The 15,528-nt window shown below is 66.5% G+C and carries 14 protein-coding genes; 11 read left to right on the top strand and 3 right to left on the bottom strand.

The features are described 5' to 3' along the window. Positions 1-68 precede the first annotated feature (68 nt). Positions 69-863: an AraC family transcriptional regulator gene (locus KDW55_RS16580; protein ID WP_040138733.1), complete on the top strand. Its 795-nt coding sequence runs from the start codon at positions 69-71 to the stop codon at positions 861-863. 68 nt (positions 864-931) lie between these two features. Here the strand turns inward: KDW55_RS16580 and KDW55_RS16575 are convergent, their stop codons facing one another. Beyond that, a complete protein-coding gene (locus KDW55_RS16575; RefSeq protein WP_040138732.1) occupies positions 932-1,195 on the bottom strand; it encodes a hypothetical protein in 264 nt (87 codons plus the stop codon). A 284-nt stretch (positions 1,196-1,479) separates the two neighbouring features. Continuing rightward, entirely contained in the window at positions 1,480-3,372 is a 1,893-nt protein-coding gene (locus KDW55_RS16570) for a sugar phosphate isomerase/epimerase and 4-hydroxyphenylpyruvate domain-containing protein (protein ID WP_059548285.1), read from the bottom strand. 258 nt (positions 3,373-3,630) lie between these two features. On the opposite strand from KDW55_RS16570, the gene aroQ reads away from it, so the two are divergent. From aroQ to KDW55_RS16555, 3 genes are read left to right on the top strand one after another with little or no spacing between them, the layout of a single operon-like run. After that, a complete protein-coding gene (gene aroQ / locus KDW55_RS16565) occupies positions 3,631-4,086 on the top strand; it encodes a type II 3-dehydroquinate dehydratase (protein WP_059548284.1) in 456 nt (151 codons plus the stop codon). After that, positions 4,083-4,937 (top strand): shikimate dehydrogenase, encoded by an 855-nt coding sequence (locus KDW55_RS16560; RefSeq protein WP_212161437.1) that lies wholly within the window; start codon positions 4,083-4,085, stop codon positions 4,935-4,937. Before aroQ ends, KDW55_RS16560 begins: the two co-directional genes overlap by 4 nt. Before the next feature lie 42 nt (positions 4,938-4,979). Continuing rightward, positions 4,980-6,323, top strand: coding sequence for an MFS transporter (locus KDW55_RS16555; protein ID WP_212161436.1), 1,344 nt, complete (start codon positions 4,980-4,982; stop codon positions 6,321-6,323). A 102-nt stretch (positions 6,324-6,425) separates the two neighbouring features. On the opposite strand, the gene KDW55_RS16550 is transcribed toward KDW55_RS16555, so the two are convergent. Then, entirely contained in the window at positions 6,426-7,535 is a 1,110-nt protein-coding gene (locus tag KDW55_RS16550; protein WP_212161435.1) for a 2-aminoethylphosphonate--pyruvate transaminase, read from the bottom strand. Positions 7,536-7,788: 253 nt separating this feature from the next. On the opposite strand from KDW55_RS16550, the gene phnS reads away from it, so the two are divergent. From phnS to KDW55_RS16515, 7 genes are read left to right on the top strand one after another with little or no spacing between them, the layout of a single operon-like run. Next, a complete protein-coding gene (gene phnS / locus KDW55_RS16545) occupies positions 7,789-8,880 on the top strand; it encodes a 2-aminoethylphosphonate ABC transporter substrate-binding protein (protein ID WP_040138726.1) in 1,092 nt (363 codons plus the stop codon). 34 nt (positions 8,881-8,914) lie between these two features. Continuing rightward, complete coding sequence (gene phnT / locus KDW55_RS16540) at positions 8,915-10,018, top strand: 2-aminoethylphosphonate ABC transport system ATP-binding subunit PhnT (protein ID WP_212161433.1); 1,104 nt, start codon at positions 8,915-8,917, stop codon at positions 10,016-10,018. Next, positions 9,996-10,916: a 2-aminoethylphosphonate ABC transporter permease subunit gene (locus KDW55_RS16535; protein WP_212161432.1), complete on the top strand. Its 921-nt coding sequence runs from the start codon at positions 9,996-9,998 to the stop codon at positions 10,914-10,916. Before phnT ends, KDW55_RS16535 begins: the two co-directional genes overlap by 23 nt. Further along, entirely contained in the window at positions 10,906-11,766 is an 861-nt protein-coding gene (gene phnV / locus KDW55_RS16530) for a 2-aminoethylphosphonate ABC transport system, membrane component PhnV (protein WP_040138723.1), read from the top strand. Before KDW55_RS16535 ends, phnV begins: the two co-directional genes overlap by 11 nt. Beyond that, positions 11,763-13,073: a phosphonoacetate hydrolase gene (gene phnA / locus KDW55_RS16525; protein ID WP_059548275.1), complete on the top strand. Its 1,311-nt coding sequence runs from the start codon at positions 11,763-11,765 to the stop codon at positions 13,071-13,073. The genes phnV and phnA overlap by 4 nt, the downstream gene beginning before the upstream one ends. After that, on the top strand, positions 13,070-14,524 hold the full coding sequence (gene phnY, locus KDW55_RS16520; protein ID WP_212161431.1) for a phosphonoacetaldehyde dehydrogenase: 1,455 nt from the start codon (positions 13,070-13,072) through the stop codon (positions 14,522-14,524). Before phnA ends, phnY begins: the two co-directional genes overlap by 4 nt. 4 nt (positions 14,525-14,528) lie before the next feature. Next, complete coding sequence (locus tag KDW55_RS16515) at positions 14,529-15,080, top strand: phosphonate degradation HD-domain oxygenase (RefSeq protein ID WP_040138720.1); 552 nt, start codon at positions 14,529-14,531, stop codon at positions 15,078-15,080. Positions 15,081-15,528: the final 448 nt, after the last annotated feature.

The raw sequence follows: 15,528 nt of genomic DNA, 5'->3' as shown, positions 1-15,528 counted from the left end.
CGCCGCGCCGCGTCCGCGGGGCGCTTCTATAATCGACGCCATCAGCCACTCCCTCCGCACACGCCGGGATGACGACCTTCCTTGCCGCACCGCCCATGACCCTGTCCGAAACGTTGCGCTACCAGCCCGACAACACCGATCTTGGTGCGATGCTTGCGCATTTCCGCCTGCTCGAGCCGGTGTTCGACGCGCTGCCCGACGTCGCGTTTTTCGTGAAGGATGCGAACGGCCGCTACGCACTCGTCAATCGCACGCTCGCAATGCGCTGCGGCTACAAGGACAAGCGCGACCTGCTCGGCAAGACGACCGACGAAGTGTTTCCGCGCCGCTTCGGCCGGACTTATTTCGAGCAGGACATGGCGACGATCAATGCCGGCCAGCAGTTGATGGATCAGCTTGAGCTGCACCTGTATCCGGGCCGTCAGCCGGGCTGGTGCCTGACCTGCAAGGAGCCGCTGCGCGACGCGGCCGGCAAGGTGGTCGGCCTCGCGGGGATCTCGCGCGACCTGAAGGCGCACGAGGGTTCGCATCCGGCATACAGCAAGCTTGCCGACGTCGTGCAGCACATCCAGGATCACTACGTGCAGCCGCTGAACCTGAAGCACCTCGCGCAGATGGCGGGGATGTCGGTCGCGCAGCTCGAGCGCTACTTCCACAAGGTGTTTCACCTGACGCCGCGCCAGGTGCTGCTGAAGACGCGGCTCGAGGCGGCTACGGCGCTGCTCGTCACGCACGACAAGGTAACGGACGTCGCGGCGCTATGCGGCTATACGGATCACAGCGCGTTCACGCGCCAGTTCAAGGCGACGGTCGGCGTGACGCCGACCGAATACCGGCTGATGCTGCAGGATCGGGCAGGTTGACGCGATGCGCCGGCCTGGGGCCGGCGCATCGGATGATCGGGGTGGTGCGGGAACGGGGAAGCGATGGCTCAGCGGTAGCCGAGGCCTTTCAAGACGGCCGTGCCGTCTTCCGTCAGGCGGAAGCTCGGCGAGGTGTCGGCGTCGAGCTTGATCATCTCGACGAGTCCGGCTTCCTGCAGCGCGGGCAATTCGGGCTTCGCATTCGCGCCGATCGGTGCGTGCAGCAGCACGAGCAGCGTCGCGATCTCGTGATGGCTGAGCAAGCGGCGCAGCATCGTCTTTTTCGCAGGGGGGGCGGCCGGGCGGCCCGCGGGTGCATCTACGGCGCTCATCGCTGTCCTCCTTTTCGGGATATCCATCGGGTGGTTGGTTCCGGATGGTGCCGTCGAAGACTTAAGCGATTCTTAAACGCGCGGCGGGCAGGCCAATGGTGCGGTGCGGCGTCCGTTACCGGATGTAACGCCGGCGCGGGGCGCGTTCCGCGCGCCCGCGCGCCGAGCCTTGCCGGGCGGCTCTCTGCGGCGGCGTTGCGCACGATGGTGCGTCTGCCCGCCGCGCGGTGTGGCGTCTGCCGGTGTTCCGGTTCCGCCTGCGCCCGATCCGATTCATACCCCTCTTATTTCTTGCGCTGCGCCTGCGCGGCGAGGCGCACGGCCGCGTTCGCCGCGCCGTAGCCGTCGTAACCGCCGCGCCGCTCGACGATTTCCAGCGAGAACCGGCCGTCGACCAGTTCCGTGTATGCGTGCAGGAATTCGCCGCCGCTCTCGTCGCGGTCGTACAGCAGATGGTGCGCGCTCAGCGTGTCGATCATCTCGTCGGGCAGTGCGTAGCGTGCGGCCAGATCGTCGTAGTAGTTCGGCGGAATCCGCAGGAACGGCACGCCGTCGGCCGCGAACGCGGCGACCGTCTTCACGATGTCGTCGGTGCGGAACGCGACGTGATTCAGCCCCGTGCCGTGATAGCGGTCGAGCGATTCGGCAACGGCCGTATGACGGTCGACCGATGCATTCAGTGCAATTCGCACCGAGCCGTCGGCGCTGCGCACCGCGCGGCTGCGCATCAGGCCGTACGGATCCGGTACGAGCCAGCTGCGCTCTGCCTCGAAGCCGAAAGCGGTCTTGAAGAACAGGATCCAGGTATCGAGCGCGTCGGCCGGCAGCGCGAGGCAGACATGATCGATACCCGTCAGCGGGCCGACCTCGGTCGGGCCGTCGATGTCGGTGAGCACGAAATCCGATTCGTACAGCGTCGGCGCGTTCGGCGCTTCGTCGACGAAGTATTCGAGGCTGCCGTCCGGCGCCTTCACGCTCGGCAGCACGCGCTCGTTCGGGCCGACGCGCCCGGAAAACGGCGCATAGCCGAAGCCGGCCGCGCGTTCGAACGCGACATTCGCGTCGTCGACGCGGAACGCCGACGCGCACAGCGACAACCCGTGCTGCTGGAAGAACGCATCGGCGAACGAATCGCGCTCGGCGTTCAGCACGATCGACGCCGCGCCGTGCTGGAAGAGTGTCACGTCCTTCGACCGGTGGCGACCCGCGAGCCGGAACCGCATACGGCCGAGCCATTCGCCGACGGTGGCCGCTGCCTGCGCGTCGACCGCGAATTCGATGAACTGGAACCCCACGTGCGCGGGCGGCGCCGGCGGTGCGAACAGCGGTTGCCCGGCGGACGGCGTGCGGCCGTCCTGCGCGAGTCGCGCGCGCGTCAGTTCTTCCAGATAGAGCAGCGAGCGGTGGCCGTCGGCGGCCGTGATCGCGGTCGGCGCGGCGCGGAAGCCGTCGTTGAAGATCTCCAGCGACAGCGGCCCCGTATAACCGGACTCGATCACGCGGGCCGTGAAGCGCGCCAGGTCGAAGTCGCCCTGGCCGGGGAACGAGCGGTAGTGGCGGCTCCATTCGAGCACGTCCATCGCGAGCTTGGGCGCATCGGCAATCTGAACGAATGCGATCCGGTCGCCCGGAATGTCGGCGATCGCGTCAGGCGAGTCGTCGAGCGACAGCGTATGGAAGCTGTCGAGCGCGAGGCCGAGGTGCGGGCTGTTGACCGCATTCACGAGCTGCCACGCGTGACCGTACCGTTTCACGACGCTGCCCCACGCGAGCGCCTCGTACGCGGCCACCACGCCGGCCTGCCGCGCCGCTTCGGCGAGCGTGCCGAGCTGGTCGACCAGCAGCGCGTCGTCCGCGATCGCGTCGGGCGACACGCTGCTGCATACCAGGATGCGATCGGTGCCGAGCGCGTGCATCACGTCGAACTTGCGACGGATGCGGTCGAGATTGCGCGCGAGCTGCGCCGCGCTCACGCCCTCGAAGTCGCGAAAGGGCTGGAACAGCACGATGTCCAGGCCGAGATCGGCGGCCATGCGCCGCACGTCGGCGGGCGATCCGTCGAAGTACACGAGGTCGTTCTCGAAGATTTCGACACCGTCGAAACCGGCGGCCTTGATGGCTGCGAGCTTCTCGGCGAGCGTGCCGGACAGTGACACCGTGGCGATCGAGCGCTGCATGGGCGAATCCTGCGGGTGAGCGGGATGTGGCGTCGGCCGAATGGGGCGGGAATGAACCAGTCGTTGAATTCGTTGCGGATGCCATATCCCCAATTTACTAGGGAAGTGACGTAGATTATACAAACTAACTAGATGGTACAAATAAGCGAAAACCCGAAAAGACAGCGGGCTCGCGCCGGCGCACACTAGCGCCACATCCTGATTGTCACGGGGCGGATCGGATAACGTTCCGCCCCCGTTTTTGGAGCAGAAATCGTCATGAGCAAGCACAAGGTGCTGGTGCTGAACGGCCCGAACCTGAATCTGCTGGGCACCCGCGAGCCGCATATCTACGGCGCCGAGACCCTTGCGGACGTCGAGCAGCGTTGCCGTAGCGCCGCCGAAGGCCTCGGTCTGGAGATCGACTTCCGCCAGTCGAACGCCGAGCACCAGCTGATCGACTGGCTGCATGCAGCGCGTCACGACACGCACGGCATCGTGATCAACCCGGCTGCCTATACGCATACGTCGGTCGCGCTGGCCGATGCGCTGTCCGCGATCGCGAAGCCCGTGATCGAGGTGCACATTTCCAACGTGCACCGCCGTGAGGCATTCCGTCACCACTCATATATAGCGGCCATTGCCGAAGCGGTGATCTGCGGGTGCGGTACCGAAGGCTACGTGTTCGCGCTGCAGCGCCTGTCGACCCTTTTTGCCCAGCGAGCCGCGCAATGAGCCGCCCGTCCTTTCTGATCGGCCTGATCGGCCAGGGCATCGGCGGTTCGTTGTCGCCCGCGATGCATGAGGAAGAGGGATTCCGCCAGGGTTTCGGCTACGTCTATCGCCGCATCGATCTCGACGTGCTCGGGCTGACCGCCGACGCGCTGCCCGAATTGCTCGACGCCGCGCAGCGGATGGGCTACAACGGCCTGAACATCACGCATCCGTGCAAGCAGCGCGTGATCGAGCATCTCGACGAATTGTCGGACGACGCGCGCGCCCTCGGCGCGGTGAACACCGTGTTGTTCAGGGACGGCAAGCGGATCGGCCACAACACCGACTGGTCCGGTTTCGCGAAATCGTTCCGCCGCGGGCTGCCGTCCGCGTCGCTCGAGCGTGTCGTGCAACTCGGCGCGGGCGGTGCGGGTGCAGCCGTCGCGCATGCGGCGCTGCAAATGGGTGCGGCCGAACTGACGATTTTCGATGTCGACCGCACGCGTGCGGTCACGCTCGCGGGCGAACTGCAGCAACGCTTCCCGGCCGCGCGAGTCACGGCCGGCGACGACCTCGCGGCCGCGGTGAAAGCCGCAACCGGGCTGATCCACGCAACGCCGACCGGCATGATCAAGCATCCGGGCTTGCCGCTGCCCGCCGAACAGCTTCACGCCGGAATGTGGGTCGCCGACATCGTGTACTTCCCGCTCGAAACGGAACTGCTCCGCGCGGCGCGCGCGGCTGGCTGCGCAACGCTGCCGGGCGGCGGGATGGCCGTGTACCAGGCCGTCGATGCGTTCGAAATCTTCACCGGCCGCACGCCCGACGACGAGCGGATGTTCGAACACTTTCAGTCGCTCGTCGCGCGCTGACCTTTCTACCTACTAGCTCGAAAAAGAGACCAGGAGACAACCATGCAGCACACCACCCATACCAACGCCGCGCCGGCGCAGGCGGCCGGCACGGTCCGGCGGACATCGGCGCGCTACAAGATCCTTGCGCTGCTCGCGATCGGCACGATGATCAACTACCTCGACCGTACGGTGCTGGGGGTGGCTGCGCCGCAGCTCACCAAGGAGCTCGGCATCAATGCGGCGGTGATGGGCATCATGTTTTCCGCGTTCTCGTGGACGTACGTCGCGATGCAGGTGCCCGGCGGTCTGTTTCTCGACCGCTTCGGCAGCAAGGTCACCTATTACTGGTCGATGACGCTGTGGTCGCTGTGCACGTTCCTGCAAGGCTTCGTGCCCGGTGTCGCAACGCTGCTCGCGTGCCGGCTCGGCCTCGGCGTGACCGAGGCGCCGTGCTTTCCGACCAATAGCCGCGTGGTCGCGACCTGGTTCCCGCAGAACGAGCGCGCGATGGCGACGGGCACGTATACCGTCGGCGAGTACATCGGCCTTGCGTTCTTCAGCCCCGTGCTGTTCGCGTTGATGGGCGCGTTCGGCTGGCGCTCGCTGTTCTGGGTGGTCGGCGCAGTCGGCATCGTGTTCGGCCTGGTCTGGTGGAAGCTTTATCACGAGCCGCGCAATCATCCGGCCGCGAACTCGGAGGAGCTTGCGTACATCGAAGCAGGCGGCGGCCTCGTTCATGGTGCGCGCAAGCACGGCGACGCGGGCGCCAGGTCGGCGCAGGCCAAGTTCAGCTGGTCGATGGTTGGCCGGCTGGTGAAGAAGCGTCAGCTCGCGGGTATTTGCCTCGGCCAGTTCGCCGGCAACTCGACGCTCGTGTTCTTCCTGACCTGGTTCCCGACCTATCTCGCGACCGAGCGCCACATGGGCTGGCTGAAGATCGGCTTCTTCGCGGTGATGCCGTTCATTGCCGCGTCGGTCGGTGTGATGTTCGGCGGCATTTTCTCGGACTGGCTGCTGCGTCGCGGCAAGTCGGCGAACCTCGCGCGCAAGCTGCCGATCATTGCGGGCCTGCTGCTCGCGTCGACGATCATTCTCGCGAACTACGTGCAGAGCAACGAAGCGGTGATCGCGATCATGTCGGTGGCGTTCTTCGCGCAAGGGATGGCCGCGCTCGGCTGGACGCTCGTGTCCGACATCGCGCCGGACGGCCTGCTCGGCGTGACGGGCGGCATCTTCAACTTCGCGGCGAACCTCGCGGGGATCATCACGCCGCTCGTCGTCGGCTTTATCGTCGCATCCACGGGTTCGTTCGTCGGCGCGCTGGTGTTCATCGGCGTGATCGCCCTGATCGGTGCGCTGTCTTACATCTTCGTGGTCGGCGACATCAAGCGGATCGAGCTTTAAGCATCGGCTCCACGCACTCTCGGTGCGTTCGCCCGGCGGCCCGTGGGTCGCCGGGCGTTTTTGTTTGCGGGCCCGGTCGCGGGCCGGTTTATGCGCGTGCAGTCATGCGCGTTGCACCGTAATCCCGAGCGATTCGACCGCCCCTGCGATCGCTGCTACCGCGCGCCGGATGACGTCGGCATCGATGGCGCCGATGCAGCCGACGCGAAACGTTTCCACCTGCGTCAGCTTGCCCGGATAAAGAATGAATCCCGCATCGCGCACCGCGTCGTAGAAGCGGCGGAAATCGTAGTCCGGATGATCCGGCGCGTGAAACGTGACGATCACCGGCGCCTGCACGGCGGCATCGAGGAACGGCACGAAGCCGAGCGCGCACATCGAGTCGACGAGCGTGCGGCAGTTCTGCGCATAACGCGCGCCGCGCGCCGGCTGGCCGCCGTCGGCAAGGTACTGGTCGAGTGCGGCGCGCAGCGCGGCGACGACGTGCGTCGGCGGCGTGAAGCGCCACTGGCCGGTCTTGCGCAGGTACGCGTACTGATCGTGCAGGTCCAGCGCGAGCGACGGCGAGTTGCCTGCGCACGCGTCGAGCGCGTCGCGCCGCACGATCGCGAAACCCATCCCCGGCACGCCTTCCAGGCACTTGCCGCTCGCCGAGATCAGCGCGTCGATGCCGCTGTCCTCCAGCGCGATCGGCACCGCGCCGAACGAACTCATTGCATCGACGATCAGCCGCTTGCCGTGCCGCCGGCACACGGCGGCGATCGCGTCGAGCGGGTTCAGGATGCCGGCGCTCGTTTCCAGATGCACGAGCGCGACGTGCGTGATGCGCGGCTCGCGCGCGAGCGTGGCGTCGACCGCGGCCGGGTCGACCGCCGTGTCCTCGCCGAACGGCAGTGCGATCGCGTCGATGCCGAGCCGGCCGAGGATCTTCAGGATGCGCGCGCAATACGCGCCGTTGTCCGGCACCAGCACGACGCCGTCGCGCGGCACCAGCGTGCCCAGCGCGGCCTCGACGGAAAACGTGCCGCTACCCTGCATCGGCACGCACACGTATTCGTTGCCGCCGTGCGCGATCGCGACGAGATCCGCGCAGACGCCGGCCGTCAATTGATTGAAAGCGGCGTCCCACGAGCCCCAGTCATGTTGCATTGCGTTGCGTGTTGTGGCGGTCGTGGCGAGCGGACCGGGCGTGAGCAGAATCGGGTCGGGCATGTTTTTCCTCAGGAAAGGGCGGGAGAAATTCCGGGACAGCAGCCTGTGCGACTTGCAGGATATTGGCAAAATATGTCATTTTGTGGCAATTGTGGCAGTCGTCACGGGGTTGTCATCGAACGCTGTGATCCTTCGGTTGCCGCGCGAAGCCACCTGCAGCGCGGCAGCGAGGCAGGCCGGTTCGCGGCTTGTCCGACTGGAAGGAGCCGGATCGTGCCCCGGCCGCTTGGTGTTCCGCCTACGGAGAAGTGAGATGACACTGCAGAATTCCTCGCGCGCCGCTCGCGGCGCGTTCCTGAAGTTCGCGCTGGCCGCTTGCGCCGCCGGTCTGCTTCAAGCCGCGTCGATGCCCGCGCATGCGGCGAATGCGGTCGTGCTGTACACGGCGGACGGTCTGGAGAACCTCTACCGCGATGTGCTGCCTGCGTTCGAGAAGAAGGAAGGCGTGAAGGTCAACATCGTGACGGCGGGTAGCGGCGAGGTCGTCAACCGCGCGAACATCGAAAAGAATTCGCCGAAGGCGGACGTGATCGTCACGCTGCCGCCGTTCATCCAGCAAGCCGGCCAGATGGGGCTGCTTCAGCCTTACCAGAGCGTCAACTACAAGAACGTGCCGGCGATCGCGAAGGCGGAAGACGGCACGTGGGCGACGTTCGTGAACAACTACTTCTCGTTCGCGATCAACCCGGACGTCGTGAAGAACCAGCCGAAGACATTCGCCGACCTGTTGTCGCCGAGCTATGCCGGCAAGGTCGCGTACTCCAACCCGGCAACCGCCGGCGACGGGATGGCCGTGCTGATCCTGACGACCACGCTGATGGGCGAGGACAAGGCGTTCGACTACCTCGCGAAGCTGTCGCAGAGCGTGAAGTTCCACACGAAGGGCACGGGTTACCTGAACGTGCTGCTGTCGCGCAACGAAATCAGCGTCGCGAACGGCGACCTGCAGATGGACCTCGACGATGCCGACCACGGCGCGCTGTCCGTCAAGCCGATCTTCCTGGCAGCGAAGGCCGGCGACCAGCCGACCACGTTCCAGCTGCCGTACGGCATCGGCCTGATCAAGAGCGGCCCGAACCAGGACGCCGGCAAGAAGCTGATCGACTACCTGATGTCGACCGAAGTGCAGTCGAAGGTGCCCGACATGTACGGGATTCCGGGCCGCACTGACGTGCCGCTTGCCGGCAAGAACGGTGAAGCGGTGAAGAAGGCGATCGCGGGCGTGAAGCTGATTCCGGTCGACTGGGCGCAGGTGATGGAGAAGAAGCCGCAGTGGATCGAGCGCTGGAAGAAGGACGTGATCGGCAGCTCGGGCAAGCAGCTCGACGTCGTCAAGCCGAAATGACCGGTGCACGCCGCCTGAATTCGAAAGCAAGAGGATGAACCCGGTGGACACCACCCTGACCCATCCCGGCGCATTCGGCGCCGCCGGGCCGCACGCGACGTTGCGGTCCGGCGCGCCAGGCGGCGTGCAGATCGAACACCTGAGCGTGCGCTACGGTGCGCGCACGGTGCTGGACGATCTGTCGCTGTCGATCGCCGCCGGCGAATTTCTGACCGTGCTCGGCAAGAGCGGCTGCGGCAAGACCACGCTGCTGCGCTTCATCGCCGGGTTCGTGAAGGCCGATGGCCTGACCGGCACGCTGACCGTAGCCGGACGCGACCTCACCTATGTGCCGCCGCACAAGCGCAATCTCGGGCTGCTGTTCCAGAATTACGCGCTGTTCCCGCACCTGTCGGTGTTCGAGAACGTCGCATTCGGGCTGCGTGCGCGCAGGATGGCGTCGCCGGAAGTGACGCGCCGCGTCGCCGACGCGCTGAAGCTCGTGCAGCTCGGCGATACCGGCCATCACCTGCCAGCGCAGTTGTCGGGCGGGATGCAGCAGCGCGTCGCGCTGGCCCGCGCGCTCGTGATCGAGCCGGACGTGCTGCTGCTCGACGAGCCGCTGTCGGCGCTCGATGCGAATCTGCGCGCGTCGGTGCGCAGCGAACTGAAGGCGTTGCACGAGCGGCTGCCGAACCTGACCGTCGTCTGCGTGACGCACGATCGCGACGACGCGCTCGTGCTGTCCGACCGCGCGCTGCTGATGCGCGACGGCCGCATCGCGCAGCTCGGCACGCCGCAACAGTTGTACGACGCGCCTCGCGACGGCTACGTCGCGCGCTATCTCGGCCCGGCGAACCTGCTGCCGCCGCATGCGATTTTCCCGCTTGGCGATCCGCGCCACGACGTGCGCGACAAGGTCGCGTGCGTGCGCCCCGAACGGCTGACCGTGATGCCGCCCGCGGCGGGCGGGCTGCACGGCACGGTGTCGTCCGTCGAATGGCAGGGCGCCGACCTGTCGGTCGCGGTCGTGATCGACGCGGCGCCCGACGAACCCGTGCGTGTGACGATGCAACGCGGCCGCGGCGCGGCCCCCGAGCGCGGCGCGCGCGTGTCCCTGCATTGCGAGGCAGACGATGTCGTCCTTATCGAGCCCTGAAGCCGGCCTGACGCCGCGGCTGCACGCATCGGCCGCCGAGCATGCCGCGGCCGCGCGACGCCGCCAGCGCATGAGCGACCTGCACATCGCCGCGCTCGCGATGGTCGTGCTGGGGCCGCTCGTCATCTATCCGCTCGTGCGTCTTGTGCTGCTGAGCGTATCCGGCGATCACGGGCTCAGCTTCGCCGCGTACCGCGCGTTCTTCGGCAACCCGGATACGCGCAACGTGATGATGACGACCGTCGGCGTGCTGTTCGCAAGCGCGGGCAGCGCGTCCGTGCTCGGCGTGCTGCTCGCCGCGCTTCTGTTCTTCAAACCGTTCCCGGGCGCGTCGCTCGTCACGCGTTTCCTGGAACTGTACGTCGCGTTCCCGTCGTTCCTCGTCGCGTTCACGCTGATTTTCCTGTACGGGTCGCAAGGCTCGATCAGCATCGCGCTGCAGCATCTGCTCCATCTCGAGAATCCGCCGCTCGATTTCCTGTTCGGTACCGGTGGCGTGATCCTTGCGCAGACGGTGTTTTACACGCCGTTCGTGGTTCGACCGACGCTGGCATCGTTCGCGACGCTCGACCTGCGTCTGGTCGAGGCGGCGCGCAGTCTCGGCGCATCCGGGTGGATGCTCGCGCGTCGCATCGTGATGCCGATCGCGTGGCCGGGCATCGCGGCCGGCACCGTGCTGTGCTTCCTGCTGACGCTGAACGAATTCGGGATCCTGCTGGTGCTCGGCAGCGCACGGCTCGTGACACTGCCGGTCGCGATCTACAGCAGCTCGACCGTCGATCTCGATCTGCCGACCGCGTCGGCCGGCGCGGTCGTGATGCTCGCGCTGTCGCTGGCGCTCTATGCGGTTTATCGCCGGGTGAACCGGCGCGCGATGGGAGGGAACGATGTCCGCTGAATTCCGTATCGGACAAGCCGTGCCGCGTCACCAGATCGGCTGGGGCGACACGCTGCGCAAACATGCGTCGCGCGCGGCGCTCGCGCTGGCCGCATTCACGTGCTTCTGGCTGTTCGTGCTGCCGGTGATCGTGGTCGCGCTGTCGAGCGTGTCGACGCAGTGGTCGGGCACGATTCTGCCAGCCGGTTACAGCCTGCGCTGGTTCGAGCGGCTCGGGTCGCCGGAATACGATGCGTTGCTGACGAGCCTCGAAATCGGCTTCGGCGTGTCGGCGCTCGGCACGGTTCTCGGGCTGTGGCTCGCCCTCGCGCTCGAAGGGCGCGACCGCCGCGGGCTCGGCGCGCTCGTCGACGCCCTCGTGATGGTGCCGAACGGGATGCCGAGCGTCGTGCTCGGGCTCGCGGTGCTGATCGCGTATCACCAGAAGCCGCTGGACCTGTCGAGTTCCGCGGCGATCGTGGTGCTCGTGCAGCTCGCGCTGATTTTGCCGTTCTGCTATCGGTGCGCGGCCGCCGCGCTGCGCCCGGAGCTGACCGTGCTGCGCGAAGCGGCCGCGAGCCTCGGCGCGCCGCCCGCGATGGTGCTGCGCCGCGTGCTGCTGCCGCAACTGGTGCCGGCGCTGCGCGCGAGCGTTGCGCTCGGCTTCGCGCTGTCGCTCGGCGAACTCGGTGCGACGCTGACCGTGTATCCGCCGGGGTTCGCGACTGTGCCGATCGTCGTCATCGGCCAGGTCGAGCGCGGCTACTACCTTCCCGCATCGGCGTTGTCGCTGCTGATGCTCGGCGCGTCGCTCGCGGCGCTGCTGCTGATCGCCGCGCGTGTGCCGCGCGGCAAGCGGGCCGCATCATGAACGCCGCGTTCGCGTTGCGGCTTCCCGGCGAGCAGCCAGACGCCGGCACGGATTCGACCCGTCTCGCCGGGCGCTGCGTCGACGTCAATGGCCGGCGCTACCGGCTGCCGGTCGAACCGACCGTCGTCGTCTGCGTCGACGGCTGCGAGTACGACTATCTCGAGCGCGCGGTCGAAGCGGGCGTCGCGCCGTTCATCGGCCGGATCATCGCCGAAGGCACCGCATGGCGCGCCGATTGCGTCGTGCCGACCTTCACGAACCCGAACAACCTGTCGATCGTATGCGGCGTGCCGCCGTCAGTGCACGGGATCTGCGGCAACTACTTCTGGGATCCGGCCGCCGACGATGGACGCGGCGCCGAAGTGATGATGAACGACCCGGCCTACTTGCGTGCCGGCACGCTGCTCGCGGCGGCCGCCGACGCCGGCGCGCGCGTGGCCGTCGTCACCGCGAAGGACAAGCTGCGGCGGCTGCTCGGCTGGCGGATGAACGGTATCTGCTTCTCCGCCGAGAAGGCTGCGCAGGCGAATCTCGCGGAGAACGGGATTGTCGACGTGCTCGACTGGGTCGGGCTGCCGTCGCCGGACGTGTACAGCGCGGCGCTGTCCGAGTTCGTGTTCGCGGCCGGCGTGCGCCTTGCGCAGACACGCCAGATCGACTTGATGTACCTGTCGACCACCGACTATGTGCAGCACAAATGCGCGCCGGGCAGCGCGGGCGCGAACGCGTTCTACGCGATGATGGACGGCTACCTGGCGCAGCTCGACGGGCTCGGCTGGGCGATCGGGCTCACCGCCGACCACGGGATGAACGCGAAGCACGATCCCGCGACGGGACGCCCGAACGTCATCTACCTGCAGGACGCGTTCGACGGCTGGTTCGGTGCGCGCGCCGCGCGCGTGATCCTGCCGATCACCGATCCGTACGTCGTGCATCACGGCGCGCTCGGCTCGTTTGCCACGGTTTATCTGGCGCCGGGCGCCGACCGCGCCGAAGCGATGTGGCGCATCGGCCGGCTCGACGGCGTCGAACTCGTGCTCGACAACGCGGAAGCCGCCGCGCGCTTCGAATTGCCGGCCGACCGGATCGGCGATCTCGTCGTGATCGCTCGGCGGGACACGACGCTCGGCACGCGGGAGCGCGAACACGATCTGTCCGGCCTGACCGTGCCGCTGCGCTCGCATGGCGGCGTGTCCGAGCAGGAAGTGCCGTTGCTGTTCAATCGTCGGATCGAGCGGGGCGATCCCGTGCGCCGTCCGCGCAACTTCGACGTGTTCGATTTCGTGTTGAACCGGATCGCGACATGATGGCTCATCCCCGGCAAGATCACCCCGCGTTCCGCGCCGAGGCGCTGCGGTGGTGCGGCACGCGCGCGCTGCGCGACCGTGTGTTCGACGTCGCCGATCCGTACACCGGCACGCGCGTCGGAACGGCGCCGCTTGCGAGCGTCGAGGACGTGCGCGCTGCATTCGACTACGCGATCGCGTATCGGCCGGCGCTGACGCGTTACGAGCGTTCGCAGATCCTCGAGCGCGCGGCCGCGCTGCTGCGCGAGCGAGCCGACGAAGCGTCCGATCTGATCACGCTCGAGTCGGGATTGTCGAAACAGGATTCCCGTTACGAGATCGGCCGCGTTGCCGACGTGCTGAAGTTCGCGTCGGCCGAGGCGTTGCGCGACGACGCGCAGAGCTTCTCATGCGACCTGACGCTTCACGGCAAAGCGCGGCGCGTGTTCTCGCAGCGTCAGCCGCTCGACGGCGTGATCGTCGCGATCACGCCGTTCAATCACCCGATGAATCAGGTTGCGCACAAGATCGCGCCGGCGATCGCGACCAACAACCGCGTGATCGTGAAGCCGTCGGAGAAGGTGCCGCTGTCGGCGTTTTATCTGGCGGACCTGCTCTACGAGGCCGGCTTGCCGGAACCGATGCTGCAGGTGCTGACCGGCGATCCGCGCGAAATTGCCGATGAACTCGTTACGCATCCGCATGCGTCGCTGATTACCTTTACGGGCGGCGTGTCGATCGGCAAGGCGATCGCCGCGCGGGCCGGGTATCGGCGCATCGTGCTGGAGCTGGGCGGCAACGACCCGCTGATTGTTCTCGACGATGCCGATCTGGAACGTGCGGCGTCGCTCGCCGTACTCGGCTCGTATCGGAATTCGGGGCAGCGTTGCACGGCCGTGAAGCGGATTCTGGTACAGCGCTCGATTGCGCCGGCGTTTACCGAGTTGCTCGTCGAGAAGACGCGCGCATGGAAGTACGGCGATCCGTTCGATCCCGCGAACGACATGGGGACGGTGATCGACGATGCAGCGGCGCGGCTGTTCGAAGCGCGAGTCGACGACGCTGTTGCGCGGGGCGCGCGCCTGCTGATCGGCAACGTACGTTGTGGTGCGCTGTATGCGCCGACCGTGCTCGACAACGTCGATCCGTCGATGACGATCGTACGCGACGAAACATTCGGTCCCGTATCGCCGATCATCGCGTTCGACACGATCGACGATGCAATCCGGATCAGCAACGGCACCGCGTTCGGGTTGTCGTCGGGCGTCTGCACGGACAGCACGGCCGCGGTCGTACGGTTCGTGAACGAATTGAAAGTCGGGACGGTGAACGTGTGGGAGGTGCCTGGATACCGGATCGAGCTGTCGCCGTTCGGCGGGATCAAGGATTCGGGGCTCGGCTATAAGGAGGGCGTTCAGGAAGCGATGAAGAGCTTCACGAACCTGAAGACGTTTTCGTTGCCGTGGGAGTAAGCGGATGGCACTGACAGTGGAAGAGATTCACGGTCTGTATCGCGAGCACGGCCACGTCGCGTATAGCGGCGAACCGGTCACGCAACTGGAGCACGCGTTGCAGAGCGGCTTGCTGGCGGAAGAATCGGGCGCCGACGACGCACTGGTCGCGGCGGCGTTCCTCCACGATCTCGGCCATCTGCTGAGTTGTCAGGGGGAGACGCCGAGCGCGCGCGGGATCGACGATCTGCATCAGTATTACGTGTTGCCGTTCGTGCGGCCGCTGTTCGGCGACGCGGTGCTGGAGCCAATCCGGCTGCATGTCGACGCGAAGCGTTGCCTGTGCCGTACGGATGCCGGGTATGTCGAGAGCCTGTCGGCGGATTCGGCGCGCAGCCTTGCGCTGCAGGGCGGCATCTATAGTGACGATGAAGCGGCGGCGTTCCTGCGGCGTCCGTTCGCGGCAGACGCGCTGCGTCTGCGCCGCTGGGACGACGCGGCGAAGGAGGCCGGCAAGGTGACGCCCGGTCTCGATCACTATATGGAGATAGTGGCGCGCCAGGTGCGTGTGGCCTGACGATTGAACCGTGTCTATTTAAGGCCCCCGCACGCGGCAGCGTGCGGGGGCCTTAAATTTTTTCGGAAACCCCTTGCGCGATCGCTGAACGATGCCTAGAATCACGCCTCTTTCGCGCCAACGGAAACGCGGCGCGGAGGAAGAAGGGAAGCGGTGCGATTGGGTCAGCGGTAGCGGCCCTGGGCACACGAAGCTGAACCCCTCGCGGTCGCAACGAAGCAGTTCAGAAAGTTGTTGACGAGCGAAGAAAGGCGGTTCATAATCTCGCTTCTCTGCTGCTGAAAACGCAGCGCTGCCGGGAAACGCGAAGTTCCTCGCAGGAATGCTCTTTAAAAATTAACAGCCGATAAGTGTGGGCGCTTGATGGCAGCGAGCTGATCCTCGGATCAGAAAGCAAAAGTATCAAGAGTCTCACACTAAAGTAAGTCAGGTTTATGAAGTGATTCAT

Origin of the sequence: Burkholderia sp. AU19243 (assembly GCF_018148075.1) — a bacterium.
GTDB classification, from domain to species: domain Bacteria; phylum Pseudomonadota; class Gammaproteobacteria; order Burkholderiales; family Burkholderiaceae; genus Burkholderia; species Burkholderia latens_A.
The sequence above is the reverse complement of the archived record's forward strand: the minus strand, read 5'-3'. Positions and strand labels throughout refer to the sequence as shown.

What these genes read in the sequence shown, in the direction of transcription:
- KDW55_RS16580 (WP_040138733.1), top strand. Translation starts at nt 69, where the DNA reads ATGACGACCTTCCTTGCCGCACCGCCCATGACCCTGTCCGAAACGTTG.
- KDW55_RS16575 (WP_040138732.1), bottom strand. Translation starts at nt 1,195, where the DNA reads ATGAGCGCCGTAGATGCACCCGCGGGCCGCCCGGCCGCCCCCCCTGCG.
- KDW55_RS16570 (WP_059548285.1), bottom strand. Translation starts at nt 3,372, where the DNA reads ATGCAGCGCTCGATCGCCACGGTGTCACTGTCCGGCACGCTCGCCGAG.
- aroQ (WP_059548284.1), top strand. Translation starts at nt 3,631, where the DNA reads ATGAGCAAGCACAAGGTGCTGGTGCTGAACGGCCCGAACCTGAATCTG.
- KDW55_RS16560 (WP_212161437.1), top strand. Translation starts at nt 4,083, where the DNA reads ATGAGCCGCCCGTCCTTTCTGATCGGCCTGATCGGCCAGGGCATCGGC.
- KDW55_RS16555 (WP_212161436.1), top strand. Translation starts at nt 4,980, where the DNA reads ATGCAGCACACCACCCATACCAACGCCGCGCCGGCGCAGGCGGCCGGC.
- KDW55_RS16550 (WP_212161435.1), bottom strand. Translation starts at nt 7,535, where the DNA reads ATGCCCGACCCGATTCTGCTCACGCCCGGTCCGCTCGCCACGACCGCC.
- phnS (WP_040138726.1), top strand. Translation starts at nt 7,789, where the DNA reads ATGACACTGCAGAATTCCTCGCGCGCCGCTCGCGGCGCGTTCCTGAAG.
- phnT (WP_212161433.1), top strand. Translation starts at nt 8,915, where the DNA reads ATGAACCCGGTGGACACCACCCTGACCCATCCCGGCGCATTCGGCGCC.
- KDW55_RS16535 (WP_212161432.1), top strand. Translation starts at nt 9,996, where the DNA reads ATGTCGTCCTTATCGAGCCCTGAAGCCGGCCTGACGCCGCGGCTGCAC.
- phnV (WP_040138723.1), top strand. Translation starts at nt 10,906, where the DNA reads ATGTCCGCTGAATTCCGTATCGGACAAGCCGTGCCGCGTCACCAGATC.
- phnA (WP_059548275.1), top strand. Translation starts at nt 11,763, where the DNA reads ATGAACGCCGCGTTCGCGTTGCGGCTTCCCGGCGAGCAGCCAGACGCC.
- phnY (WP_212161431.1), top strand. Translation starts at nt 13,070, where the DNA reads ATGATGGCTCATCCCCGGCAAGATCACCCCGCGTTCCGCGCCGAGGCG.
- KDW55_RS16515 (WP_040138720.1), top strand. Translation starts at nt 14,529, where the DNA reads ATGGCACTGACAGTGGAAGAGATTCACGGTCTGTATCGCGAGCACGGC.